The organism is Tessaracoccus sp. MC1627, from assembly GCF_014164725.1.
GTDB lineage: Bacteria > Actinomycetota > Actinomycetes > Propionibacteriales > Propionibacteriaceae > Arachnia.
The window spans coordinates 72,306-95,392 of the sequence record NZ_JACJGA010000005.1; the positions used below are offsets into that span (position 1 = coordinate 72,306).

Below are 23,087 nucleotides of genomic sequence, written 5' to 3' on the forward strand. Positions count from 1 at the left end.
CGCGGCCGCCTGCCGCCTCCGTCCTCGAGAGCCTAAGCCATGGCAGGGGCGGTTGAGCTACTTCGTCCGGCCACCTGCACATCCGAAACGGGACACGTGGAAAGTGACGGACCTGAGCCCTCAGTAGGCGCCGCGCGAGGCCAGCACTGCGGTCACCGTCCGGCCCAGGATCGTCAGGTCCTGCAGCATCGACCAGTTGTCCACGTAGTACAGGTCGAGGCGCACCGTATCCTCCCACGGGAGGTCTGAGCGGCCGGACACCTGCCACAGGCCCGTCAGGCCGGGGCGGACGTCCAGACGGCGCAGGACGTGATCGTCGTACCGCTCAACCTCGTGGGGGAGGGCGGGGCGGGGGCCGACCAGACTCATTTCGCCGCGCAGGACGTTCCAGAACTGCGGGATCTCATCAATCGAGTAGCGCCTGATGAATCTGCCCACACGGGTGATCCGCGGGTCGTGGGTCATCTTGAACAGGACCTCGCCGTCCGAACCGTTCTCTGCCAAGAGCGCTTGGAGACGCTCCTCGGCGTCGGTGGCCATGGAACGGAACTTGTAGAAGCTGAAGGGCTCGCCCTTGAGGCCCACCCGGGTCTGTTTGAAGAACACCGGGCCGGAGTCCTCAAGTTTGACCGCGGTGGCCACTGCGACGGTGAGGGGAAGGGAGAGGAACAGCAACGCTCCCGAGCCGGCGACGTCGAAGATCCGCTTGAGCCAGCGAGATGCGTGCTGAGCCCGCGGCTGCTCGACGTGAACGAGAGGCATCCCGGCCACTGGGCGCACCTGCAGGCGTTCGGCCGAAATGTCAGTCAGGGCCGGGACCACGATCATCTGGGCGTCGTGGTCTTCCAGCTCACGGGCCATGCGGTTGAACATGTGAGCCCGCGGGAAGGAGCCAGTGGCGAAGATGACGGCCGCGGCGCCCATGGTGCGCAGGACGACGGGGGCTTCCTCGGGACTTCCCACCACAGGAATCCCACCCGCGGTGTAAGCGCCCTGCGGGGTGCTGGAGAGTGCGCCGACGATCTCGAATCCCAGCCAGCTTTCGCGCCGCAGGACGCGGGCGAGGTCGTCGATGTGGGCCTCATCCCCGGCGATCAGAGTGGGCGTCATCAGATGGCCCTTCATGCGGGCGGTGTGGAGGCCGCGACGCATGCCCAGCCGGCCGACCAGCAGCAGTGGGATGCCCACGAGGAAGAGCAGCACGAAGAAGCCCCGCGACAGGGGGTACTGCAGGAGGTAGGCACCGATGCCGACGACGGCGGCCACCACCACGGAGGCGTTCAGGACGCGGCGGTACTCGAGCATTCCGGCACCCAGGAACCGGGTCTGATAAGCCCCGCTGATGCCCAGTGCAGTCAGCCATCCCAGGGTGAGAACCACGGCCCACGGCCGGACGTTGGCTTCCACATCGGCGGCGTCGGGGAGGAACCCCAGTTGGGACCTGCCCCACAGCGCGACGCCGGTGGCACATGCGAGGAGGAGTGCGTCGAGAACCAGGAGGCCGAGGACCTGGGTTGGGACGGCGATGTTGCCGGGCAGTCTGAGCGACCCAAGCTTGGTCGCGCCGAAGCGGTAAGGAATGGCATGCGCTTGGGCTGCCGAGACTTCGCGGATGGTCATGTGGACTTCGCTCCCCCCATAGGAGTCGACATGGAACGGTGCGATGTGAGGGTGAACTCCCCCCGGTTTCGCTCGTCTCGCACATGAATCGCTTGCGCTTCGCGGCCCCGGCTTCGCAGGCTCCAATCTTGTTCAGATCCTAGAGGGCATAGACGTTCGGCCATAATCGGCCCGACCTTTGGATCAGATGCCTGATGTGTGGCCGGTGACTGGTCTCGCTGCATCTGCATCGATGCTTCTGAGGACCTGCTCGGCGCGGGCGAAATCCGCTGGGGTGTCGATGTCGATTGCCTCGACCTCGTCGAGGACGAACAGTTCGATGTGACCGCCCAAGCGGTTGTGCAGGGTCTCGTAAATCTCGGTGCGTGTCACGTAGAGCGAGCCGTTCTCGCGGTACTTCATGCCCGCAGGGGCGATGTCCTGCCGGCGGGGGCGACGGGTGAAGTCATAGTCCGCCGTCGCCGGGTGGCCGGGATTCCACAGGAACGGCGTCTCGGGCACGACAGACAAGAGCGAGTCGGCCCCGGACGCCTCGAACTCGGCCAGCGCCCGGGCCAGGGTGCCGGGCAGCCTGACCGGCGAGGTGGCCTGTAGGAACATCACCACGTCGGGCCGCTCGCCGCGTTCGGTCAGCGTCGCGATGGCGTGCCCGATCACGGGTTCGGAGGCCGTCGTGTCCTGGGCGAGCTCGGTGGGGCGATCGATCACTTCGGCGCCGGCGTCGCGGGACACGGCGGCGATCTCGGCGTCCTCGGTCGAGACGATCACCCTCAGTCCTGGCACGGCGAGGGCCTGTTCGATAGTCCACACCACGAGGGGCTTGCCCGCGATCGGCAGCAGGTTCTTGCGCGGTATTCCCTTGGAACCCCCGCGGACGGGGATGACGCACACGTTGGTCATCGGTCTCCTCTCCCTGGCGGGGTCATCATGTCAGTTGCGTGAACCAGGTGCGAGGGGCTTCGACGCAGCTGGGCGCTGCGCGCCCTGGCTGGCTCAGCCGGCGGAGTTCAGCAGCTCCTCCTCCGCTTCCTTCGTCCACACGCCGTTGTTCAGCTTCGCCGCGACGTGCGGCAGCTTCTCCGCCATGTCCACGAGGCGGGTCAGAGGGAGGTCGTGCAGCGACGGGTAGACCATGATCTTGCCGCCCGAGGTGCGGTTCATCACCGACTCGATGGCGTCACGGAAACCGGCCATGCCGGTGACCGCGTCGAGGGAGATGTGGGTGTCGATGATCCCCTCCTCGATCTTCCGCAGCACCGTGCGCATGTCGGACACGTCCGATCCGCTGGTGCCGAGCATGAAGATGCGTCGCTCGATGATGCCCTGCAGGTCGAACTCACCTGTGGTGCCGGCCGGGATGCCGGCGAATGCGTTGATGATTGCGCCTTCGGCTGCCAGATCCACGGCCTGGGCCACCAGCGCCGGCACGGGGACCATGCAGGAGAGGTGGGTGTAGCCGGGCTCGAGCTTGGTGGTGCCGGTGTTGATGATGGTGAGCTCGATGCCCGCCTTCTCCGCGACCGGCCGGGTCAGCGACTCGAGGTGCGCCAGGCGGTCGTCGCTCAGGTCGGTGCCGGCCACCGAGATCCCCGCGATCCCCGACGTCAGCGCGCGGATGGTGTGCATCTGCCCCATGGGTCCGGCGGCGCCGATGATGGCCACCTTGTCGCCCTCGCGGATCTCGCCGTTGGCGGGGATCCAGGCGTACCCGTCGGCCGGGTCGGAGCCGGTGGTGCCGCAGAAGCGGATGAAGTCGTAGTGCACGCGGCCGATGTCGAGCTGGACCGGGCCGTCGATGCGGCCCCCGTCGAGCACCACGCACAGCACCCCGCGCATGCCGAGCAGCCCGCCGAGACGCTCGATGACCCGGACGTCGTGGCCGCGGTAGATGATGTCGTCGAAGCCCTCCCCGGCAAGGGTCTCCACGTCGGCAGGGTCCTGCTGCACGATCACCTCGGGCGCGTACAGGGCGGTCAGGGCCGCGACACCCTCGACCTCACCGTCGGCCACCACGAGCATCCGGCCGCCGGCCTTTGGATGGTTGCGCTCAGCCCACGCGTACGAACCCTCGACGGTGGCCCAAGGCTCGATGAGGCCCACGGCCGCGGCGGACGGGCCGTCGGTGACGTGGATGAGGAACTTCTCGCCGTCGGGCGCAACCACGCAGCGCTCGTCGACGACGACGTACTCCTGCAGGGCGCCGTCGAAGTTGTACCCGAAGGCGCCGTTGGAGGCGGGGGTCTTGAGGTGCTTCCAGTCGGCCTGGACGAGCACACGATCGCCGACGGCGAAGTGGGTCACCTGGTCGCCGACGGCGACGATGCGGGCCACCGGCTCGTGCCCGGGCACGACGGGCGCGGAGCCGGGGTGGTAGCTGGGGATCTCGGCAAGGGCGTCGAGGTCGATGCCGGAGACCACCTCGGCCTTGCGAGGGTGGGAATCGAAGGCGTGGAGGAGCTTGGTGTCGCTGAAGCAGATGCCGCAGGACTCGACCTTGAGCAGCAGCTGGGTGGGGCCGACGGGGTCGACCGGCTTGGCCGGATTGTGGATGAACTCATCCACCCCGGTGATCTGGATGGCGTGCTGCGTGGCCGGGAACTCCGTCACTGCTACTCCTTCGTCGAGCATGACTGTGTGCTGTATTGCCCTCGAATCTATGCCAGCGTCGCCCCCGTGAGAAGCTATCGGCAGGCAATTGGGCATCCGCCCACGGCGCTGCCGCCGGGGTGGTCGACGAAGGAGGCCGGGCGCGATGCTGACCCCGGAAGCAGGCGATCTCGACCTCGCCGTCCGCGCGGCCTGGCTCTACTACGAGGACGGCCTGACGCAGGCGCAGGTGGCTGCGCGGCTCTATGTGTCGCGGCAGACGGTGGGACGGCTGCTCGAGACGGCGCGCCAGCAGGGCATCGTGCGGATCGAGATGGACGCCAACTACCTGGCCGCCCTCGGCCTGGCCACCCAGCTGCGCGAGCGGACGCCGCTGACCGATGCGGTCGTCGTGCCCATGCTCAGCGGGCCGATGAGCCGGGAGCGCACCAACGAGAGGGTCGCGGCCGCGCTCGCGGCCTACGCCAGGCGCTACCTGCATCCCGGCGTCGTCGTGGGGGTCGGGTGGAGCGACACCGTCGCACGCGCGCTCACCATGCTCTCGGCAGAGTCGCTCGACGGCGTGACGCTGGCCTCGGCCGCCGGCACCATCGACAACGTCGCCGAACTCGTCTCCGAGAACCCCGCGGCGGTTCGTCGCCTCCGCGCCGTGCCGTCGCCGATGTTCGTCTCCAGCGCGGAGCTGGCGGAGTCGCTGAGGACGGAGGACGCCGTCGCGCAGGTGTTCGACCTCGCCCGGAGCGCCACGCTCACCCTCACCGGCGTCGGCGCGGTGCGGCCGGGCGGATCCGCGGTGCGGACGGGGATGGTGACCGACGACGACGTCGCGGCCTACGCCGCCGCCGGGGCGGTGGGCGACATGCTTGGGCACTGGTTCGGGCGGCGCGGCGAGGAGATCTCCGGGTCCGCCTCGGACCGCTCGGTCTCGCTCAGCCTCGCCGAGCTGCGGGCCCTGCCGAACGTGGTGGGTGTGGCCGCCGGGGCCGAGAAGGTGGAGGCCATCCGCGGCGCCATCGCCGGCCGCTACCTTGACGTGCTGGTCACCGACGAGCCGACGGCGCAGGCCCTGCTGGGCCGGCCGACGCCCCCATGACCTCGCCTTCGGAGCCCCTGGCCGAGACCATGCCGGGCACCGTCGTGGTGGTGGGGTCGATCAACGCGGACCTCTCCGTCGAGGTGGCCAGGCACCCCACCCCGGGGGAGACGCTGCCGGGCCGGGACGCGTCGATGCGCCCCGGCGGGAAGGGCGCCAATCAGGCGGTCGCTGCCGCCCGGCTCGGGGCTACCGTCGCGATGGTGGGCGCCGTGGGTGACGACGCGAACGCCGAGGTGGCGCTGTCCGGGATCATCGCGGCCGGGCTCGACCGGACGCACCTGGGGATCGTTCCTGGACCGACGGGGCTGGCCATCGTCGTGGTCGACGCGGTGGGCGAGAACTCCATCATCGTGGTGCCGGGTGCGAACGGGCACGTCGACACGGCATTCGTCGATGAGGCGGCCGACACGATCCGGGCCGCGGACGTCGTCGTCGCGCAGGGCGAGATCCCGGCCTCCGGCACAGTCCGGGCCGCGGAGCTGACCGCCGGCCGCTTCGTCCTGAACCTGGCTCCCGTGACCGCCCTCCCGCTGGAGGTCATCCGTCGCGCCGATCCCCTCGTGGTCAACGAGCACGAGGCGGGGCTGGTCCTCGCGATGCTGGGCCCTGAACGCGAGGCCTCTCAGCAGGACGCCCACTCTGAGGCGGCGCGTGCCCTGGTCGGCGCAGGGGTGGCCTCCGTGGTGATGACGCTGGGCGCACAGGGCTCGCTCGTCGTCGGCCGCGACACCGAACTCACCGCCGTCCCGTCGGCCCCGGTCACCGCCGTCGACTCCACCGGAGCAGGTGATGCGTTCGTGGGCGCACTCGTCTCCCGCCTCGCCGCGGGCGAGACGCTGGTCGACGCGGCCCGCTTCGCCTCGCGTGTGGGCGCCTTCGCCTGCACGCGGCCCGGAGCCCAGGACTCCTACCCCGGCCTCGACGACCAGCTGCCTGTGCTGCCCTGAGCGGGATACGCACCTGTGCGTATTTCCCGTGCGCCCCCGCTGGGGGAGTGTGGTGCCACGCCCGGACAGCGGGCCCGACACGAGAGGGGAGCTCACCATGAGCGCGAAGAGGATCTTGCTGAAGACGGCGGCGGCCAGCGCCGTCATCCTGCTGGGGACCACCACGGTGGCCTCCGCACACCACTGCTACAAGGACCAATGGGCAGACGCCGCCTACCAGCACCACCTGGCGGGAGGGACCGCGTGGGTGTCGCTGAGCGACATGGGCGCTGAGTTCCTCATCCCCGACCACCTCAAGGAGGCCTGCGGCTGGGCCGCCGACACCGCGGTTCAGGAGTTCATGGAGGCAGAGGGCCTCGAGCAGGAGCCCCTCATCCACTCCAAGGCGATCACCGGCGGCGGCGCATACGCCAAGGGCAAGGCGCCCAAGCCGTTCAGCTACCTCACTGAGGCGCAATTCGGGTCTCTGACGGAATCGCTCCTTGGCTACGTGGCCGAGTGCGCGTCGGAGCTGCCGGACTGACCTGACGGCATGGGGGCGGGGAGCCATCCCCGCCCCTGCGCCCAAAGCACCGCGGTGAGCCGGTCTGTGGCCCCGAGCTTCTTGTAGAGATGTTCGAGGTGTTTGTGGACCGTCCGCCGCGACACCGCCAGACGGCTGGCCATCGCCTGGGCGGTGAGCCCATCGGCCAGGAGCTCAAGCACCACCTTCTCGCGGGGCGTGAGGCTGACCTCATCAGGGGTCTCGCCGACGGTGGCGAGGGCGCCGATGTGGCGGTCAAGCGCTCGCAGCAGCGGCTGGAACACCGACATCGTCTCGACGGCGCGCTCGGAGATCCGGTCGTCGGAGACAAGGACCCACCCCGTGTATGGGGCCGCTGTCGACATCGGGTCGAGTGGCACGCTCAGCTGGTGGATGCTCAGCCCGAGGCGTTCGATGACGCCTCGTGTGGAGGGGAGAAGACCGAGGCCGGACCGCAGCGCGTCCACCATCAGAGCCGGGGTGGCTGAGCCGACGGCGGCGTGGAAGCGCGTGAGCGGATGCAGAGCGAGGTCTGCTGGGGTGGGCAGGAGGTGTGGCGGCGGCGCTGGCGGGGCGCCGTCGACGAAGAAGCTCACCGAACGGCGGGTGAAACTCACCCGCGACACGATGTCGGTGCCGGTCGCGTCGCGGAGAGCCGCAGCCAGCCGTGTGCGTGCGATACCCGCTGCCGGCGCCTCCAGGACGTCCGCCGCCGCTCTGACCAGCACCTGGGTAGAGTCCATGGTTCAGCCTGCCATCTGACTCAACGCATGTCGAGACCCTTGTCAGGTCGTTCGCGACCCTTCAGGGCCCAGGAGCAGGGGCAGGCGTCAGGGGTGGTGCAGCGGACCCGAGCCGCTGGCCGACCAGACGGCGAGGTCCCGGAGGAGGTCGCGGTGGCCCGCCGAATCGTAGGAGCGCTCGTCGTGCCCGAGGAGGTCGACGGCGATCCGCGCCGCGCCGTGCCGGCGGATCCAGGCGGTGGGCTCTGGGCCGTCGGGGCCGGCGTGAGTGGCCACCACGTGGCTCCAGCCCACGAACTGAAGGCTGAGGTAGCGCTCGTCCTCCACCCGGAACTCGCTGGGCCGGCCGCTCTCCTCGATCGGGACGCGCCGGGTTGTCGCGGTGTCGAGCGGTGGGTGCCAGGACTGCCCGGGCACCCAGATCGCGCCGACGGCGGCCGCCCAGTCCGGGTAGTCGCGGAGGCTCGCCACCGCGATGTGAACCGCCAGCACACCGATGCCCCGGTCGAGTGCGGCCGCCAGCCCGGCGGGTCCCGGGGCATCGGGAGAGAGACGGTGGTCGGTGTCCGCCCACGGGTCGCCGGCATTGACCACCACTAGGTCCACACCGTCGAGGCTGGTCATGGCGTGGTCGACGTCGTGGTCGACCTCGACGATGAAGCCGGCCTCGACGAGCGCCCCGGCGATACTGGGCGTGGTCCGGTCGAAGGGGTGCCACGGGTCCGCGTAGCGGCCGGTGCCGCTGGCGATCAGCGCGCGCACGGCCGTCAGCTGGCCACGAGCTGTGGCCACCCGGTCGAGAAGTACTCGACGAAGGGCTCGCCCACGCAGTTGTCGCGGAGCTCCTGCTTGGAGACGGGGAACGACGGCCCGGGGTAGTGGGCGTCGGCCAGGATCCGTTCGGCGATCCGCTGGTCTGCGATGGCGGCGCGCCCGACCACGACGAAGTCGACGCCGGTGACCAGCGCGGCGGTCGCGGTGGGGCCGCTGCCCACCTTGCCCGCGATCCCGAGCCTGGTGCCTCCGCGGGGAAGGTCGACGAAGTGGCTGACCAGCGGGGCGTCGCCGTCGGCCGCCCCCTCGGGGAGCTTGGTGACGTCCCACAGGGACAGGTCGAGGTGGTCGAGGCCGCCCTCGGCCATCAGCTCGCCACTGAGCTGTGCGATCTCGGGGGTACTCAGGCCGAATCGTTCCGTCGAGAGCCGGAGTCCGAGGTGGAAGTCCGACGAGGTGGCCGCGCGCACGGCGGCGATGGTCTCGCGGATGATCCGCGACCTGCCGTGGAGGTCGCCACCGTAGCCGTCCTCGCGGGTGTTGTGCGCGTCCAGGAACTGGCACAGCAGGTAGCCGTGGGCCCCATGCAGCTGGACGCCGTCGAATCCGGCCTGCTCGGCAAGGGCGGCGGCTGCCGCGAATCGGGCCACCACGTCCTCGATCTCGGCCGTGCTGAGCGCCCTCGCGCCCGTGCTGGCGTCGTCGAAGGGACCGACGGCGGGCTCGCCGGATGCGTCCGGGTCTGCCTTCGCGCCGCCGTGGTGGATCTGGACCAGCGACGCGGCCCCAGCTTCGCGGATGCCCGCGGCCAGCCGCTCGAGACCAGCCAGGTGTGACTCGTCGCTGATTCCGAGCTGCCCGTTCCAGGCCTTGCCGGGCTGCGCCACGTACGCGGCGGCGGTCATCACCATGCCGAAGCCGTGGCGGGCGCGGGCGAGCAACCAGTTGATCTCGGTGTCCGAGAGCGTGCCGTCGGGGTTGGACTGCTTGTTGGTGAGCGGCGCCAGTGCGAGGCGGTTGCGCCAGGCGGGGCCGTGCGAGAAATCGAGGGAATCGGAGAGCTGCGTCACGAGACTGAGACTACTTGGCGGGCACGAGGCCCCCGCCGGGGGCCCACGGTCCTGGCGGCGACGAAGAGAGTGAGAATCCGGGGAGATGGCCCCGTATGTGCCCTATCTCCCCGGAATCTCACTCGGAAGGAGTCTCGGGAGAGGGGTGAGGGGCGATCCGCGGTCGCGAACCATAGTCGAGCAGGTGGCGATCCATACATCCAGCAGGTGGTGAACCATACATCCAGCAGGGTGCCGCCCTGATGCGGCCCGCACCTGGGTGCACGACACGCCGTCGCACCTGCCTCTCGCCGTCGCATGTGCGCATGGAGAGCGGGTCGGACGGCGTGTCGTGCACGAGGGGGGAGGCCAGGCCTCCGAGGGGGCGGGGGAGCGAGCGACGGTTGGGCCGCGGCCCCATCGCCGTCCGCGTAGGCTGGGCCGCATGTCAGAGTCAGAACAACCCACAGAGAAGTTGGATCCCAAGGAGGCCATGCGTCAGGCCCTCGAGCGCAAGAAGGCGGCAGAGCACCTGTCGGCCGCGCAGGGCGTCGAGGCGGACCGCGGCCAGGGCCACACCCACGGCAAGGTGGGCGGCAAGCGCGAATTCAGGAGGAAGTCGGGCGGCTGACGACCGCGGCACCCCGCCAGCCTGCGGTGGGTGTTCCTCCAGAGTGGGCCTCGGGTCGCTGAGGAGCTCGAGACCCGATCTGGTGGAACACCTACCGCGGGGGCTGCCTTCCAAGCTCCAGTCCAAGCCCCATGAACAAGCGCGGGTCGGTTTCGACGCAGCTGGCGCTTCGCGCCGGTTGGCTAATCCGAAAATGCCCCGTCGCACCTAGTCAGCTCGATTAGCTGAATACGGCATTTTCCGCGCTGAACGGGCGCCCCGCGAGGGGCGACCCTGACTCAACCAGCGGTGTAGGCCCGGCCCGATCAGCGGAGTAGGGCCGGTTGGCTCGATCAGCGGAAATGGCAAGTGGCCCGCCCCTCAGGGGGCGGGCCACTCGTCGTTCGCCGGGTATCAGTCGGCCAGGCGCTCGTTCAGCTTGGTCAGCAGATCGATCGCAGCCGCCGGAATGATGGTGCCGGGCGGGTAGATGGCGTCTGCGCCGTGCTCGCGGAGCTCGTCGAAGTCCTGGGCCGGAATCACGCCACCCACGACGATCATCAGATCTTCGCGGCCCAGCTTGTCCAGCTCCTGACGCAGCGCGGGCACCAACGTGAGGTGACCGGCGGCCAGGGAGGAGACACCTACCACGTGGACGTCGGACTCGACGGCCTGGCGGGCCACCTCTTCCGGCGTCTGGAACAGCGGGCCGACGTCGACGTCCATGCCGAGATCGGCATAGGCGGTGGAGATGACCTTCTGCCCACGGTCGTGACCGTCCTGGCCCATCTTCGCGACGAGGATGCGCGGGCGGCGCCCCTCCTTCTTCTCGAACTCCTCGACGAGCTTGCGGGCTGTCTCGATGTCCTCGTTGGAGCCGGCTTCGGTGTTGTACACACCTGAGATCGTACGGATCTGAGCGGTGTAGCGGCCGTAAACCTTCTCCAACGCGTCGGAGATTTCGCCGAGGGAGGCCTTCGCGCGGGCTGCGTCGATGGCCACCTTGAGCAGGTTGCGGTCAGGATCTGTCGCGTCGGGGTTCGCTGCCACCCAGGTGAGGCGCTCCAGCATCTGCTGGGTCTCGGCCTCGTTGCGCTCGGCGCGGAGCTGCTCCAGCTTGGCGATCTGGGATGCACGGACGGACTTGTTGTCCACCTTCAGCACCTCGAGCGGGTCCTCGCTGTCGAGGTTGTACTTGTTGACGCCGATCACCGGCTGGCGGCCGGAGTCGATGCGGGCCTGAGTGCGGGCCGCGGCCTCCTCGATGCGCATCTTCGGGATGCCCTGCTCGATGGCCTTGGCCATACCGCCGGCCTGCTCCACTTCCTGGATCCGCTCCCATGCCTTGCGGGCGAGCTGCTCGGTGAGCTTCTCCACATACGCGGAACCGGCCCACGGGTCCACCGTGCGGGTGGTGCCCGACTCCTGCTGCAGGAACAGCTGGGTGTTGCGGGCGATGCGGGCGGAGAAGTCCGTCGGCAGCGCGATGGCCTCGTCGAGGGCGTTGGTGTGCAGCGACTGCGTGTGCCCCTGCGTGGCGCCCATGGCCTCCACGCAGGTGCGCACGACGTTGTTGTACACGTCCTGCGCGGTCAGCGACCAGCCGGAGGTCTGCGAGTGGGTGCGGAGCGACATCGACTTCGGGTTCTTCGGCCCGAACTGACGCACCAGCTTTGCCCACAGGATGCGCGCGGCGCGCATCTTGGCGACCTCCATGTAGAAGTTCATGCCGATGGCCCAGAAGAAGGACAGGCGAGGCGCGAACTGGTCCACGTTGAGGCCCACCGACTCGCCGGCGCGGATGTACTCCACGCCGTCGGCCAAGGTGTAGGCCATCTCGATGTCCGCCGTCGCCCCGGCCTCCTGCATGTGGTAGCCGGAGATGGAGATCGAGTTGAACCGGGGCATGTTCGCCGAGGTGTAGGCGAAGATGTCGGCGATGATCTTCATCGACGGAGCCGGCGGATAGATGTAGGTGTTGCGGACCATGAACTCCTTCAGAATGTCGTTCTGAATGGTTCCGGCGAGCTGCGCGGGCTTGACGCCCTGCTCCTCGGCCGCGACAACATACAGCGCCAGCACCGGCAGCACCGCGCCGTTCATCGTCATGGACACAGACATCTGATCCAACGGGATCTTGTCGAACAACTGGCGCATGTCCAGGATGGAATCGACGGCGACGCCGGCCATGCCCACGTCACCGGCCACGCGCGGGTGGTCCGAGTCGTAGCCGCGGTGGGTGGCGAGGTCGAACGCGATCGACAGGCCCTTCTGGCCGGCGGCCAGGTTGCGGCGGTAGAACGCGTTGGACTCCTCGGCGGTGGAGAAGCCCGCGTACTGGCGGACCGTCCACGGCTGGTTGACGTACATCGTGGCGTAGGGGCCGCGGAGGAACGGCGGGATGCCGGGCGCGGTCTCGAGGAAGTCGAGCCCGGCGAGGTCCGTATCGCCGTACAGCGGCGGCACCAGGATGCGCTCGGGGGTCTGCCACCCGGCGGAGTGCCCGGTGGACTCGATGATGGCCTCGAACTTGGCCGCGGCGTCAGCCGAGACCGCCTCGGTCAGCTCGATGTCTGTGAAACGGGGGACGGTCATGCTCAGGCTCCCATCTTGTTCAGGGTGGTGGTCAGCAGTTCGACCACGTTCATGCCGTCGAACACGTTGCCGTCGACGGCGCCCTCGGCGCCCTCGCCCAGCTCCTTGATCTGGCCGGCGACCAGGACGGTCTCGGCCCCGGCGGCGCGCAGGGCCTCGGCCACTGCCACGCCCTGGGCGGCGTAGACCTTGGCGCTGGAGCACAGCACCGCGACCTTCGCGCCCGACTCGGTGAGCTGCCGCGCGAAGTCCTCCGGCGTCTCGCCCTCGGCGACGATGGTGTCGAGCCCGCCCACATGGAGCAGGTTCGAGGTGAAGCCCTCGCGGCCGCCGAAGTCGCGGCGGGCGCCGAGGCAGGCCAGCAGCACCGACGGCGCGTTGCCGGCCTCGCGGGCGGCAGCCGAACGGTCGCGGAGGTCCTCGAACACCTGGGTGTCGCGGACCACCTTCAGGCCGCCGAGCTCCGGTGCCGCGGGGCGGGCCTTGCGCTCGAGCGCGGCCTCCTCGTGGTTGGGGAACATCGACACGCCGGTCAGCTGAATCTTGCGGGTGGCCAGCTGGGCCGCGCGGGCGGCGTTGACCTCATCCAGCTGGGCCTTGACGGTGCCGTCGGCCAGCGCCGCGGCGAAGCCTTCGCCGTCGAGGCCTTGGAACACGGCCCACGCCTTGTCGGAGAGCTGCCTGGTGAGCGACTCGACGAACCACGAGCCGCCGGCCGGGTCGTTGACGCGCCCGACGTTGGACTCCTCAGCCAGCACCACCTGCGTGTTGCGTGCGGTGCGGCGGGAGAAGTCCGTGGGGAGGCCCGCCGCGGTGTCGAAGGGAAGGACGGTCTGAATCTCGGCCCCACCCGCGGAGGCCGCGAAGCAGGAGATGGTGCCGCGCAGCATGTTGACGTAGGCATCGTCGCGCGCGATCTGGCGCTCGGAGGTGACGGCGTGCTGGATGGCGCCCCGCTTGGACTCGGTGACGCCCAGCACTTCGCCCACCCGCGACCACAGGCCGCGCAGCGCGCGCAGGCGGGCGATGGTGGCGAACTGGTCGGTGGTGGAGGAGACGCGGAACATGAGTGAGTCGAAGGCCTCGTCGACGGTGAGGCCCGCCTCGGTGAGCGCGCGGACGTATTCGACGCCCACGGCCACGGCGTAGGCCAGTTCGTGCACGTCGCCGGCTCCGGCGTTGTGGTAGACGGTGGCGTCCACGACGACCGGCCGCACGCCCGGGTAGGGCTTGGCCAGCTCGACGGCCTGGGCCAGGACGCTGAGGTCCGCGTCGGTGCCGGCCAGGGCGGCCGCTCCGATGGGATCAACGCCGAGGTTGCCGGTGAGCGTGGCCGCGTCCTTGTCCGAGGCGGCGAGGAACTCGACCAGCGCCGTGGCTGCCTCGAGCTGCTGCGTCTTGGAGGTCAGGTAGACCGGGGCGAGGTCCAGCAGGACGTCGGCCAGGACGGTCGGCAGGTCCGCCACCGCGACAGCATCGGGATCAACGCGCACGTAGACGGCGGTGCCGCCACGCTCGAGATCGGTGAGGATGGCGCGCCGGGTCTCGGCCGCGTCGGGATCCTCATGCAACTGGGCGATGTGCCACGCGTCCATCTCGCCGTCACGCACCGTGGTGCCGCGGACGAAGGGGGCCACGCCTGGGTAGCCGAGCTCCTCCACGCCGTCGCTCTTCACGTACAGGGGCTTGATGGTGAGGCCGTCGACGGTGGAGCTCGACAGGCGCTTGTACGCCTGCTCGACTGTGAGCTCCTTGCCCTCGGGCCGCTTTCGGTTCAGGACCTTCAGGACCTCTTTCTCCCAGTCCGCCTGGGAGGGAGTGTCAAAGTCTGCGGCCAGGCTGATGTCGGCCGCACTGGTGGCTTGATCGCTCATCGCTCTCCGTCTTGTCTCGGGGGGTTTACACCCACGCCACCACACTAAACCAGCGGGGTACCCCTCCGAGGCTGGGGCGGTGATAGGTCAGACCGACCTCTCCTGGTATTCTCAGCGCCCGCGTTCGGCCATGGCCGGGGGTCGGTCGCCGCGGATGGAAGCCACCATGTCGAGGGTGCGACGGGTAGCGCGCACGTCGTGGGCGCGGAAAACGGTTGCCCCGAGCCAGGCAGCGACGGCGGTGGCGGCCAGGCTGCCCTCGAGCCGCTGGTCGGCGGGCAGGTCGAGGGTCTCGCCGACGAAGTCCTTACGGCTGATGGCCTGAAGCACCGGGAACCCCAGCGCGACGACGCGGTCCGTGGCCCCGACCAAGGCGAGGGAGTTGGGCGTGGTCTTGCCGAAGTCCAGGGTGGGGTCGACGAGGACGCCGTCGGGGCGGATCCCGGCGTCGAGTGCCCTCTGGGCGCCGGCGCGGAGGACGCGGAGGACATCTTCAACGACAGCCTCACCGGGGCCGTAGTCGATTCCGCTGGGATCGGTCCGCGGGGGGAGCCCGCCGGTGTGGGAGACGACGTAGCCGGCGCCGAGTGTCGCGGCCACGTGGACGAGATCCGGGTCCGCGCCCTGCCAGGTGTCGTTGACGAGGTCGACGGCGCCCTCGCAGGCCTGTGCGACCTCGGCGCGCCAGGTGTCGAGGCTGATCGGGAGTCGCGGGAAGCGCTCCCGGAGGGCGAGGACGAACGGGCGGACGCGCGCGATCTCCGTGGCCTCGTCGATCCACTCACCCTCCTGGCCTGCGCGGACGCCTCCGACGTCGACGAGGTCGACGCCCTCGTCCACCATCTCGACGGCGCGGGCGAGGGCTGCATCGTCGTCGAGGTAGCGGGCGGAGGCGTAGAAGGAGTCGGGCGTGCGGTTGATGATGCCCATCACGGCGGGCCGGGAGGCGTCGAAGCGGAGGCCGCGTAGGACGAGCGGGGCGGGCTGAGGGAGGATCACGCCGGAAGTCTAGGCGGGTGCCCCACGTGCGGGCTGGCGCCGCCGCGTGGCGAACGGGGCCGCCGGAAGGGCAGTAGTGACAGGATTGAATCGTGAGCACCCCCGCGCGAATCATCCAGGTCGGCGTCAATGGATATGGCCGGCATCACCTCGAGGCCATCGCCGAGATGGAGGCCCTTGGCAGGGCGCAGCTGGTGGCCGCCGTCGATCCGCAGCCCGGCGCCTTCGACACCGCGCCCGTCTACGACACCCTCCAGCAAGCGCTGTCCGAGCATCCCGCCGACCTGGTGAGTATCGCCGCGCCCATCGGTGCCCACGCCGCGCTGGCCGTCCTGGCGCTGGAGCACGGCGCCGACGTGCTGCTCGAGAAGCCGCCCACCGCTTCGCTTGCCGAGTTCCGCACGCTGCTCGACGCGGCCGAACGGACGGGCCGCGCCGTGCAGGTGGGCTTCCAGGCGCTCGGCTCGGACGGGATCGACATCCTGCAGGTGGTGCTCGCCGACGGCAAGGTCGGGGGCAATGCGCGCGTCGTGGCCTGGGGGGAGTGGAGCCGCGACGACGGTTACTACAGCCGAAGCCCATGGGCAGGGCATCGCGTCTTCAACGGCGCCCGGGTGGCCGACGGCGTGGTGACCAACCCGCTGGCTCACGCCGTGGCCGCGGCCCTTGCCGTCGCTGGAGCACAACGCGCTGACCAGGTGCGATGGGTGGACTCCGAGCTGTACCGCGCGCACGACATCGACACCGACGACACTGCCTGGGTTGAGGTCGGCACCACGGTGGGCGTCCCGGTCCAGGCCGCGCTGACGCTGTGCGCGGAGTCCAAGGGTGATCCGTCGCCGAGTGTCGCGGTGGTGGGGGATCGCGGTTCCGTGGTCCTCCGCTACACCGACGACGAGGTGGAGTGGCGCCTGGAGGGCGAGCCGGAGCGCACGGAGCAGGTGTCGCGGCAGGGTCTGCTGGCCAACCTGCTGGACCACCGCGAGCATGGTGCCGCGCTCCTGGTGCCGCTCGTGGAGACGGGCGCGTTCATGTGCGTCCTGGAGGCCAGCCAGACCGCTCCGGAGCCGCAGCCCGTCGACCCCGCGTTCGTGACCTGGTCCGGCGACGGCGACGCGCGTGTCCCCGTGATCCACGGGATCGCCGACGATCTGGGCCGGGCCGTGCGCCAGGGCCGCCCGTTCTCGCGCGTCGACGCGCCCTGGGCGACCACCGCACCCACCCGCTGGGTCCCGTAGACCATCGTTATCAGAGTTTGGGTGACGAACCGCACCCGCTGGCTGAGGAGCGACGAGCCTCGAAGCCTGGGAAAGGCGAGCTGACAAGGACACTCTCTTAGGCTTCGAGGCCGCTTCGCGGCGCCTCAGCCAGCGGTGTGGGCTGCTCCGCGGCGCCTCAGCCAGCGGTGTGGGCTGCTCCGCGGCGCCTCAGCCAGCGGTGTGGGCTGCTCCGCGGCACCTCAGCCAACGGTGGGGGCCCGCTCCGCGGCGCCTCAGCCAACGGTGGGGGCCCCGCTCCGCGCCACCTCAGCCAACGATCCCGCTATCGGTCAACCCGGGCGTTGCCGCCGCCGGCGAGCTTGAGGACCTCGGCGGCGGTCACCATGGAGGTGTCGCCGGGAGTGGTCATGGCTAGCGCCCCGTGGGCGGCGCCGAACTCGACGCAGGTGGAGAGCGGCTCCCCGGTGAGGAGACCATAGATCAGACCGGAGGCGAAGGAGTCGCCACCGCCGACCCGGTCGAGGATCTCCAGGCCTTCGCGGTGCGTGGCCTGCACCAGGCTGGTGTCGGCGGACCAGGCGACTGCGCCCCAGTCGTTGGTGGAGGCCGAGCGGACGGTGCGCAGGGTGGTGGCGATGACGGCCATGGTGGGATACGCCTCCGCGACCTGCTCGATCATGGCCTTGAAGCCCTCGATCGGCAGTTCCGCGAGGTTCTCGTCGACGCCTTCGACCGCGAAGCCGAGGGCCGCGGTGAAGTCCTCCTCGTTGCCGATCATCACGTCGACGTACTTGGCCAGCTCGCGGTTGACCTCCTGCGCGCGGGCCTGGCCGCCGATGGTCTGCCACAGGCTGGGGCGGTAGTTGAGGTCGTAGGACACGGCGGTGCCGTGCTTCTTGGCGGCCTTCACCGCGGCGAGCGCGGTCTCGGCGGACTGCTCGGAGAGGGCTGCGTAGATGCCTCCGGTGTGGAGCCAGCGCACGCCCTGCTCGCCGAAGAGGCGGTCGAAGTCGACCTGGTCCGGGCGCAGCTGGGAGATGGCGGTGTGGCCGCGGTCGGAGACGCCCTTGGCGCCGCGCATGCCGAAGCCGCGTTCGGTGAAGTTGAGGCCGTTGCGGACGGTGCGTCCGACGCCGTCGCTCTTGGCCCAGTTGATCCATCGGGCGTCGACGCCGCCGGCGAGGATGAAGCCTTCGACGAGGTGGCCGACCTCGTCGTCGACGAGCGCGGTGACCGCCGCGGTGGGCAGGCCGAACACGCGGGAGAGGCCGCGGATGACGTTGTACTCGCCGCCGCCCTCCCAGGCGGTGAAGGAGCGGGCGGTGCGGATGCGCAGGTCGCCTGGGTCGAGGCGCAGCATGACCTCGCCGAGCGAGACGGCCTGGTAGCGGCACTCGTCGGCGGGGCGGAGGGTGAGGGTGCCCATGTCAGGCCGCCTTTCCGAACGAGGCGACCGCGGCAGAGGCCTCGGTGCAGAGGCGGCGGATGGTGTCCATGTCGCTGGCGTCAACCAGATTGGCGGGAACCATCCAGGAGCCGCCGACCGCAGCCACGTTGGGCAACGTGAGGAAGTCGGCGAGGTTGCCCATTGCCACGCCGCCGGTGGGGATGAACCGCACCTGCGGGAACGGCGCACCCAGCGCCTTGAGGGCGGCGGGACCGCCGTAGATGTTGGCGGGGAAGAACTTCAGGGTGGTCAGGCCCAGATCGAGCGCGGCCATGATCTCCGACGGGGTGACCGCGCCGGGGAAGACGGGCAGCCCGTGGTGCTGGGCGCGCCTGACGACCTCGGCGCTGAAGCCTGGGCTGACGATGAACCGGGCGCCGGCGTCGAGGGCCTGGTCCACCTGACCGGCGCTCAGCACGGTGCCGGCACCCACCAGCAGCTCCGCGTTGGCGCTCATGCGTCGGATGGCCTCGGGCGCCGCCTCGGTGCGGAACGTCACCTCGGCGATCGGGATGCCGCCCGCGACCAGCGCCTCACCCAGCGCTTCGGTGCGGTCTGCCCGGTTGATGACCACCACCGGGATGATCGGATTGTCGGCCACGTGCATGAGCCCTCCTTTGGGTTCTGTGCGAAGAAGTCTCAGCAAGGATAGCGCTTTCCCATGGATTCCTCTAGTGTGTGAACCGCCCGCTGCGGCGGGCACCCAGCCCATCCTCACCGTGGAGGTTCCATGAAGTTCGACACCCGGCCAGGCCGGCTCCTGCTGGTCGACGGCGACGTCACCGTCGCCGAGTACGTCTACGAGCCGACCGACGCGCAGCTGGAGTCCCCGCGTCCCTACGCACTCCTCCGAACGCGCGCCGGCGCGGACGTCACCGCCTATCGCCCCGACGACCACGTCTGGCACAAGGGGCTCTCGCTGGCCTTGCCGGTGGTGGGCCCCCACAACTTCTGGGGCGGCCCCACCTACGTCCACGGCAGTGGCTACGTGCAGTTGCCCAACAACGGGACACAGGTGCACCGGTCCTTCGAGCTCGGGGGCGGCGACCACACCGCGGAAGTAGTGGAGCGGCTGGACTGGGTGGCGGAGGACGGTTCGCTGGTGCTGACCGAGGAGCGCCTGCTCACCGCCCGCCCCGTCGACGGGGACACGTGGGCACTGACCTGGCGCAGCGCCCTGACGAACGTCTCGGGCGAGGCACTGGGCTTCGGCTCGCCGACGTCGAAGGGCAGGGAGAACGCCGGGTACTGCGGCATCTTCTGGCGGGGCCCCACCACGTTCACCGGCGGGGAGATCACGGCGCCATCGGGGCCCGCAGGGGACGAGGCGCGGGGCGAGCCAGGCCCGTGGCTGGCCTTCACGGCCCCTGACCGCAGCGCAGGCGTACTCATGCTCGACGGGGCGGTAGAGCCGAACCCGTGGTTCGCCCGCAGTGAGGAGTACGCGGGCCTCAATCCGGCGCCGTTCTTCTACACCGAGACCCGCCTGCCGCAGGGCGAGACGCTGGTCCTGTCCGCAGCGGTCCTCATCGGCACCGCCGACGTGGCCGCCCATGCATCCGGCGCGGGGGCAGAACTCGTCGCCGAGCTCCGATCGGTCGGCCCGACCGCCGCCCCCGAGTCCGAGGCATCCGCATGACCCAGACACTGCGCTGCGCGATCGTCGGCACCGGCGCCGTGGCTCATTTCCACGCGCGGGCCGTCGAGGCCCATCCCCAGGCCGAGCTCGTTGCGGTCACCAACCAGACGCGGTCCAAGGGAGACGCCTTCGCCGCCCAGTGGGGCAACCCGGCCGTCTACGACACGCTCGACGAACTGCTGGCGGCGGAACATCCGGATGTGGTGCTGATCTGCACTCCGCCGGGTGTCCACCGCGACCAGACGGTCGCGTCGTTCGCCGCGGGTGCGCACGTGGTCGTCGAGAAGCCTCCGGCGCCGTCGCTCGACGAACTCGACGAGATGCGCGCGGCCGCCGCTGCTGCCGGCAAGGAGCTGGCTGTGGTGTTCCAGCAGCGGACCGGCACCGCCGCGGCGCATGTCCGCGAACTGCTCACCCGCGGCGCCCTGGGGCGCCCGCTCATCGCGGTCTGTGAGACGTTGTGGTTCCGTGGAGCCGACTACTTCGCCGTGCCGTGGCGCGGGAAGTGGGCCACCGAGGGTGGCGGCACCACGCTGGGGCACGGCATCCACCAGCTGGACCTCCTGGGCTTCCTGCTGGGTGACTGGGCCAGTGTGCAGGGGCGTCTGTGGCGGCTGGACCGCGAGACCCAGACCGAGGACGCCTCCACCGCGACCATCACGTTCGCCGGGGGGACGGTGGCTCAGGTGGTCACCAGCGCGGTCTCTCCGCGCCAGGTCAGTACGGTGCGGATCGACACGCAGAAGGCGACGGTCTCCGTCGAGCACCTCTACGGCCACGGGCACGAGAACTGGCAGATCACGCCCGCCCCCGGGTTCGAAGTCGAGGCCGAGGCGTGGCGTTTCCCCGAGTACGAGGAGCGCAGTGACCATGCGCCTCTGCTGCGAGACGTCTTCGACGCGCTTCTTGCCGGAGAGCCGCTTCCACCCACGGCCGATCAGCCCGCCCGCTCCATCGAGATGGTGGCCGCGATCTATGCCTCCGCCGCAGCTGAGGGTGCTGCCATCACCCCCGCTGATCTCGCAGCCCACCCCACTCACCGGCACGGGTTCACGAGCCCCGTCACCGACATGCGGGTCGAGCGTGACCACCGGGGAACAGTGTGATCCGATGGTAAACGTTTCCCAGGATCCTTGACGGTCCTCACAACCAAGCTTCTTGGGACAAAACTGGGGCGTCCTCTTGTGTCGCGGGGCAGTGACGTGTCAGGATAGGGGAAAGCGTTTACCAATGTCGTCCAAACGCAAGTGATAGATAGGAACTGAGTGTGTCAACGACTTTGAAGCCGCCGCCGGCCGAGATGGTGCAGGGATCCGGGTCCGTGCGTGAGATCGGGATCATCATGAATGGTGTCTCCGGCCGCATGGGTTACCGGCAGCACTTGGTGCGGTCGATCCTGGCGATCCGGGATCAGGGAGGCATCGAGCTCTCTGACGGTTCCCGTGTCACCGTCCGGCCGCTGCTCGTGGGCCGTAGCGAGTCGAAGCTGGCCGAGTTGGCCGCCAGGCACGGCATCGAGGACCTCACCACTGATCTGGATGCTGCTCTGGCGGATCCGCGGTGGGAGATCTATTCGGATTTCCTGGTGACGAAGGCGCGTGGGGCGGCGCTGCGGAAGGCGATCGCTGCGGGAAAGACGATCTACACGGAGAAGCCGACGGCCGAGTCCGTCGAGGAGGCCCTCGAACTGGCCCGCCTCGCCGCCGCTGCGGGCGTGAAGACCGGTGTCGTCCACGACAAGCTCTACCTGCCCGGCCTCCAGAAGCTGAAGCGCCTCGTCGACTCCGGCTTCTTCGGCCGCATCCTCTCGGTGCGCGGGGAGTTCGGATATTGGGTCTTCGAGGGCGACTGGCAACCCGCACAGCGTCCGTCGTGGAACTACCGTGCTGAGGACGGCGGCGGCATCATCGTCGACATGTTCCCGCACTGGAATTATGTGCTGGAGAACCTGTTCGGGCCGGTGCGCAGCGTCTACGCACAGGCGGCGATCCATATTCCGGAGCGGTGGGATGAGGCTGGGAAGGCATATCAGGCCACCGCGGAGGATGCCGCGTACGGCATCTTCGAGCTCGACGGCGGCATCGTCGCGGAGATCAATTCCTCCTGGACGGTGCGGGTGAACCGCGACGAGCTGGTGGAGTTCCAGGTCGACGGGACGCACGGGTCCGCTGTGGTGGGATTGTTCGGCGCAAAGATCCAGCACCGAGTGGGGACGCCGAAGCCGGTGTGGAACCCGGACCTGGCCGATGATCATGATTACGCCGCGGATTGGGCCGAGCTGCCAACCAATGAGGTGTTCGACAACGGCTTCCGGCAGCAGTGGGAGGAGTTCCTCGCCTCCTACGTGCAGGGCACCCCGTACCCGTTCGACCTGCTCGCCGGCGCCCGCGGAGTCCAACTCGCCGACGCGGGCCTGCGTTCCAGCCGCGAAGGTTGCAAGGTCGTCCTCGACGATTTGCTGCTGGGCTGATCCTTGACGCACCCCAGGCTCTCGATCAACCAGGCCACCATCAAGCACGCCACCCTCCGTGACGCGCTGACGGTGACCACCTCCGTCGGCATGCAGTCGATCGGGCTCTGGCGAGAACCGGTGGCCGACGTGGGCCTCCGGGAGGCGGCCGCGATGCTGTCGGACTCCGGGCTGCGGATGTCGTCCTACTGCCGCGCGGGCTTCTTCACCGCGGTGGCGGGACCCGAGCGGAGCGACTCGCTGGACGACAACCGTCGCGCCATCGAGGAGACGGCCGTGCTGGCTGCCGCCGGGGCGCCTGGGTCGCGGGCGGTGCTGGTGCTCGTCGCCGGTGGGCTGCCGGAGGGGTCGCGGGACCTCATCGGCGCGCGCGCCCGGGTCCGCGAGGCCCTCGAAGAGCTCGCCCCCGACGCGGCGGCCGCGGGCGTGACGCTCGCCGTCGAGCCGCTCCACCCGATGTACGCGGCGGACCGCGCCGTCGTCTCCACGCTCGGGCAGTCGCTGGACCTCGTGTCCGGGCTTGACTCGAGTGTCGCGGGGGTGACTGTGGACACCTTCCACATCTGGTGGGATCCGGACGTTCTGCCGGCGATCGCTCGTGCGGGCCGCGAGGGCCGGATCGCCGCGTACCAGGTGTGCGACTGGCGGGCCCCCCTCGAAGCCGACGTCCTTCTGTCCCGGCATCAGCCCGGCGTGGGCGTGATCGACTTCGAGACCCTCACCCGCGCAGTGGAGGCCACCGGCTACGACGGCGACGTCGAGGTGGAGATCTTCAACGCAACCATCTGGGCAACCGATTTCGAGGTCGTGGCGCGTGACACCGTCGACGCCTTCGGGCGGTGGGTCGCCCCGCATCTGCGGCCTTAGACTCATG

General features: G+C 69.7%; 20 protein-coding genes. 9 read left to right on the top strand and 11 right to left on the bottom strand.

Annotation, left to right across the window (positions count from 1 at the left end; translation table 11 throughout):
- Positions 1 to 120 precede the first annotated feature (120 nt).
- From H5399_RS11425 to H5399_RS11435, 3 genes are all read right to left on the bottom strand, one after another.
- Positions 121 to 1,620, bottom strand: a complete 1,500-nt coding sequence (locus H5399_RS11425) for a sugar transferase (protein WP_182783184.1) — start codon at positions 1,618 to 1,620, stop codon at positions 121 to 123.
- A gap of 183 nt (positions 1,621 to 1,803) precedes the next feature.
- On the bottom strand, positions 1,804 to 2,520 hold the full coding sequence (locus tag H5399_RS11430; RefSeq protein ID WP_182783185.1) for a cytidylyltransferase domain-containing protein: 717 nt from the start codon (positions 2,518 to 2,520) through the stop codon (positions 1,804 to 1,806).
- A gap of 93 nt (positions 2,521 to 2,613) precedes the next feature.
- Positions 2,614 to 4,227 carry an alcohol dehydrogenase catalytic domain-containing protein gene (locus H5399_RS11435; RefSeq protein ID WP_182783186.1) on the bottom strand — a complete coding sequence of 538 codons (1,614 nt, stop codon included), beginning with the start codon at positions 4,225 to 4,227 and terminating at the stop codon, positions 2,614 to 2,616.
- A 145-nt stretch (positions 4,228 to 4,372) separates the two neighbouring features.
- Between H5399_RS11435 and H5399_RS11440 the strand changes: the two genes are divergently transcribed.
- The 3 genes from H5399_RS11440 to H5399_RS11450 all read left to right on the top strand — a co-directional run bounded on the left by H5399_RS11440 (position 4,373) and on the right by H5399_RS11450 (position 6,793).
- The gene (locus H5399_RS11440; protein ID WP_182783187.1) at positions 4,373 to 5,320 is read left to right on the top strand and encodes a sugar-binding transcriptional regulator; all 948 of its coding nucleotides are present in this window, start codon (positions 4,373 to 4,375) and stop codon (positions 5,318 to 5,320) included.
- The gene (locus tag H5399_RS11445) at positions 5,317 to 6,270 is read left to right on the top strand and encodes a ribokinase (protein ID WP_255422276.1); all 954 of its coding nucleotides are present in this window, start codon (positions 5,317 to 5,319) and stop codon (positions 6,268 to 6,270) included. Before H5399_RS11440 ends, H5399_RS11445 begins: the two co-directional genes overlap by 4 nt.
- A 97-nt stretch (positions 6,271 to 6,367) precedes the next feature.
- Positions 6,368 to 6,793: a hypothetical protein gene (locus H5399_RS11450; protein ID WP_182783188.1), complete on the top strand. Its 426-nt coding sequence runs from the start codon at positions 6,368 to 6,370 to the stop codon at positions 6,791 to 6,793.
- On the opposite strand, the gene H5399_RS11455 is transcribed toward H5399_RS11450, so the two are convergent.
- The 3 genes from H5399_RS11455 to H5399_RS11465 all read right to left on the bottom strand — a co-directional run bounded on the left by H5399_RS11455 (position 6,757) and on the right by H5399_RS11465 (position 9,380).
- Positions 6,757 to 7,536, bottom strand: a complete 780-nt coding sequence (locus H5399_RS11455; RefSeq protein ID WP_182783189.1) for a helix-turn-helix transcriptional regulator — start codon at positions 7,534 to 7,536, stop codon at positions 6,757 to 6,759. The genes H5399_RS11450 and H5399_RS11455 overlap by 37 nt on opposite strands.
- Positions 7,537 to 7,623: 87 nt before the next feature.
- Positions 7,624 to 8,328 (bottom strand): ThuA domain-containing protein, encoded by a 705-nt coding sequence (locus tag H5399_RS11460; RefSeq protein ID WP_182783190.1) that lies wholly within the window; start codon positions 8,326 to 8,328, stop codon positions 7,624 to 7,626.
- Complete coding sequence (locus H5399_RS11465; RefSeq protein ID WP_182783191.1) at positions 8,304 to 9,380, bottom strand: NADH:flavin oxidoreductase; 1,077 nt, start codon at positions 9,378 to 9,380, stop codon at positions 8,304 to 8,306. The genes H5399_RS11460 and H5399_RS11465 overlap by 25 nt, the downstream gene beginning before the upstream one ends.
- Positions 9,381 to 9,804: 424 nt before the next feature.
- On the opposite strand from H5399_RS11465, the gene H5399_RS11470 reads away from it, so the two are divergent.
- Positions 9,805 to 9,990: a DUF5302 domain-containing protein gene (locus H5399_RS11470; protein WP_182783192.1), complete on the top strand. Its 186-nt coding sequence runs from the start codon at positions 9,805 to 9,807 to the stop codon at positions 9,988 to 9,990.
- A gap of 393 nt (positions 9,991 to 10,383) precedes the next feature.
- Here the strand turns inward: H5399_RS11470 and scpA are convergent, their stop codons facing one another.
- The 3 genes from scpA to folP form a co-directional block, all read right to left on the bottom strand.
- Positions 10,384 to 12,564 (bottom strand): methylmalonyl-CoA mutase, encoded by a 2,181-nt coding sequence (gene scpA / locus H5399_RS11475; RefSeq protein ID WP_182783193.1) that lies wholly within the window; start codon positions 12,562 to 12,564, stop codon positions 10,384 to 10,386.
- A gap of 2 nt (positions 12,565 to 12,566) precedes the next feature.
- Complete coding sequence (gene mutA / locus H5399_RS11480) at positions 12,567 to 14,438, bottom strand: methylmalonyl-CoA mutase small subunit (protein ID WP_182783194.1); 1,872 nt, start codon at positions 14,436 to 14,438, stop codon at positions 12,567 to 12,569.
- Positions 14,439 to 14,549: 111 nt separating this feature from the next.
- Complete coding sequence (folP, locus tag H5399_RS11485; RefSeq protein ID WP_370585758.1) at positions 14,550 to 15,437, bottom strand: dihydropteroate synthase; 888 nt, start codon at positions 15,435 to 15,437, stop codon at positions 14,550 to 14,552.
- A gap of 92 nt (positions 15,438 to 15,529) precedes the next feature.
- Between folP and H5399_RS11490 the strand changes: the two genes are divergently transcribed.
- Positions 15,530 to 16,675 (top strand): Gfo/Idh/MocA family oxidoreductase, encoded by a 1,146-nt coding sequence (locus H5399_RS11490; RefSeq protein WP_182783195.1) that lies wholly within the window; start codon positions 15,530 to 15,532, stop codon positions 16,673 to 16,675.
- A gap of 304 nt (positions 16,676 to 16,979) precedes the next feature.
- Here the strand turns inward: H5399_RS11490 and H5399_RS11495 are convergent, their stop codons facing one another.
- On the bottom strand, positions 16,980 to 18,083 hold the full coding sequence (locus tag H5399_RS11495; RefSeq protein ID WP_182783196.1) for a sugar kinase: 1,104 nt from the start codon (positions 18,081 to 18,083) through the stop codon (positions 16,980 to 16,982).
- Position 18,084: 1 nt separating this feature from the next.
- Positions 18,085 to 18,711 carry a bifunctional 4-hydroxy-2-oxoglutarate aldolase/2-dehydro-3-deoxy-phosphogluconate aldolase gene (gene eda, locus H5399_RS11500; protein WP_182783197.1) on the bottom strand — a complete coding sequence of 209 codons (627 nt, stop codon included), beginning with the start codon at positions 18,709 to 18,711 and terminating at the stop codon, positions 18,085 to 18,087.
- A gap of 123 nt (positions 18,712 to 18,834) precedes the next feature.
- Between eda and H5399_RS11505 the strand changes: the two genes are divergently transcribed.
- The 4 genes from H5399_RS11505 (at position 18,835) to H5399_RS11520 (ending at position 23,080) form a co-directional block, all read left to right on the top strand.
- Positions 18,835 to 19,743: a PmoA family protein gene (locus H5399_RS11505; protein ID WP_182783198.1), complete on the top strand. Its 909-nt coding sequence runs from the start codon at positions 18,835 to 18,837 to the stop codon at positions 19,741 to 19,743.
- Positions 19,740 to 20,849: a Gfo/Idh/MocA family protein gene (locus tag H5399_RS11510; protein WP_182783199.1), complete on the top strand. Its 1,110-nt coding sequence runs from the start codon at positions 19,740 to 19,742 to the stop codon at positions 20,847 to 20,849. The genes H5399_RS11505 and H5399_RS11510 overlap by 4 nt, the downstream gene beginning before the upstream one ends.
- A gap of 161 nt (positions 20,850 to 21,010) precedes the next feature.
- Entirely contained in the window at positions 21,011 to 22,213 is a 1,203-nt protein-coding gene (locus H5399_RS11515; protein WP_370585759.1) for a Gfo/Idh/MocA family protein, read from the top strand.
- A 3-nt stretch (positions 22,214 to 22,216) separates the two neighbouring features.
- On the top strand, positions 22,217 to 23,080 hold the full coding sequence (locus H5399_RS11520) for a sugar phosphate isomerase/epimerase (protein WP_255422277.1): 864 nt from the start codon (positions 22,217 to 22,219) through the stop codon (positions 23,078 to 23,080).
- The last annotated feature ends 7 nt before the right edge of the window (positions 23,081 to 23,087 follow it).

What these genes read in the sequence shown, in the direction of transcription:
- H5399_RS11425 (WP_182783184.1), bottom strand. Translation starts at nt 1,620, where the DNA reads ATGACCATCCGCGAAGTCTCGGCAGCCCAAGCGCATGCCATTCCTTAC.
- H5399_RS11430 (WP_182783185.1), bottom strand. Translation starts at nt 2,520, where the DNA reads ATGACCAACGTGTGCGTCATCCCCGTCCGCGGGGGTTCCAAGGGAATA.
- H5399_RS11440 (WP_182783187.1), top strand. Translation starts at nt 4,373, where the DNA reads ATGCTGACCCCGGAAGCAGGCGATCTCGACCTCGCCGTCCGCGCGGCC.
- H5399_RS11445 (WP_255422276.1), top strand. Translation starts at nt 5,317, where the DNA reads ATGACCTCGCCTTCGGAGCCCCTGGCCGAGACCATGCCGGGCACCGTC.
- H5399_RS11450 (WP_182783188.1), top strand. Translation starts at nt 6,368, where the DNA reads ATGAGCGCGAAGAGGATCTTGCTGAAGACGGCGGCGGCCAGCGCCGTC.
- H5399_RS11455 (WP_182783189.1), bottom strand. Translation starts at nt 7,536, where the DNA reads ATGGACTCTACCCAGGTGCTGGTCAGAGCGGCGGCGGACGTCCTGGAG.
- H5399_RS11470 (WP_182783192.1), top strand. Translation starts at nt 9,805, where the DNA reads ATGTCAGAGTCAGAACAACCCACAGAGAAGTTGGATCCCAAGGAGGCC.
- scpA (WP_182783193.1), bottom strand. Translation starts at nt 12,564, where the DNA reads ATGACCGTCCCCCGTTTCACAGACATCGAGCTGACCGAGGCGGTCTCG.
- mutA (WP_182783194.1), bottom strand. Translation starts at nt 14,438, where the DNA reads ATGAGCGATCAAGCCACCAGTGCGGCCGACATCAGCCTGGCCGCAGAC.
- H5399_RS11495 (WP_182783196.1), bottom strand. Translation starts at nt 18,083, where the DNA reads ATGGGCACCCTCACCCTCCGCCCCGCCGACGAGTGCCGCTACCAGGCC.
- eda (WP_182783197.1), bottom strand. Translation starts at nt 18,711, where the DNA reads ATGCACGTGGCCGACAATCCGATCATCCCGGTGGTGGTCATCAACCGG.
- H5399_RS11505 (WP_182783198.1), top strand. Translation starts at nt 18,835, where the DNA reads ATGAAGTTCGACACCCGGCCAGGCCGGCTCCTGCTGGTCGACGGCGAC.
- H5399_RS11510 (WP_182783199.1), top strand. Translation starts at nt 19,740, where the DNA reads ATGACCCAGACACTGCGCTGCGCGATCGTCGGCACCGGCGCCGTGGCT.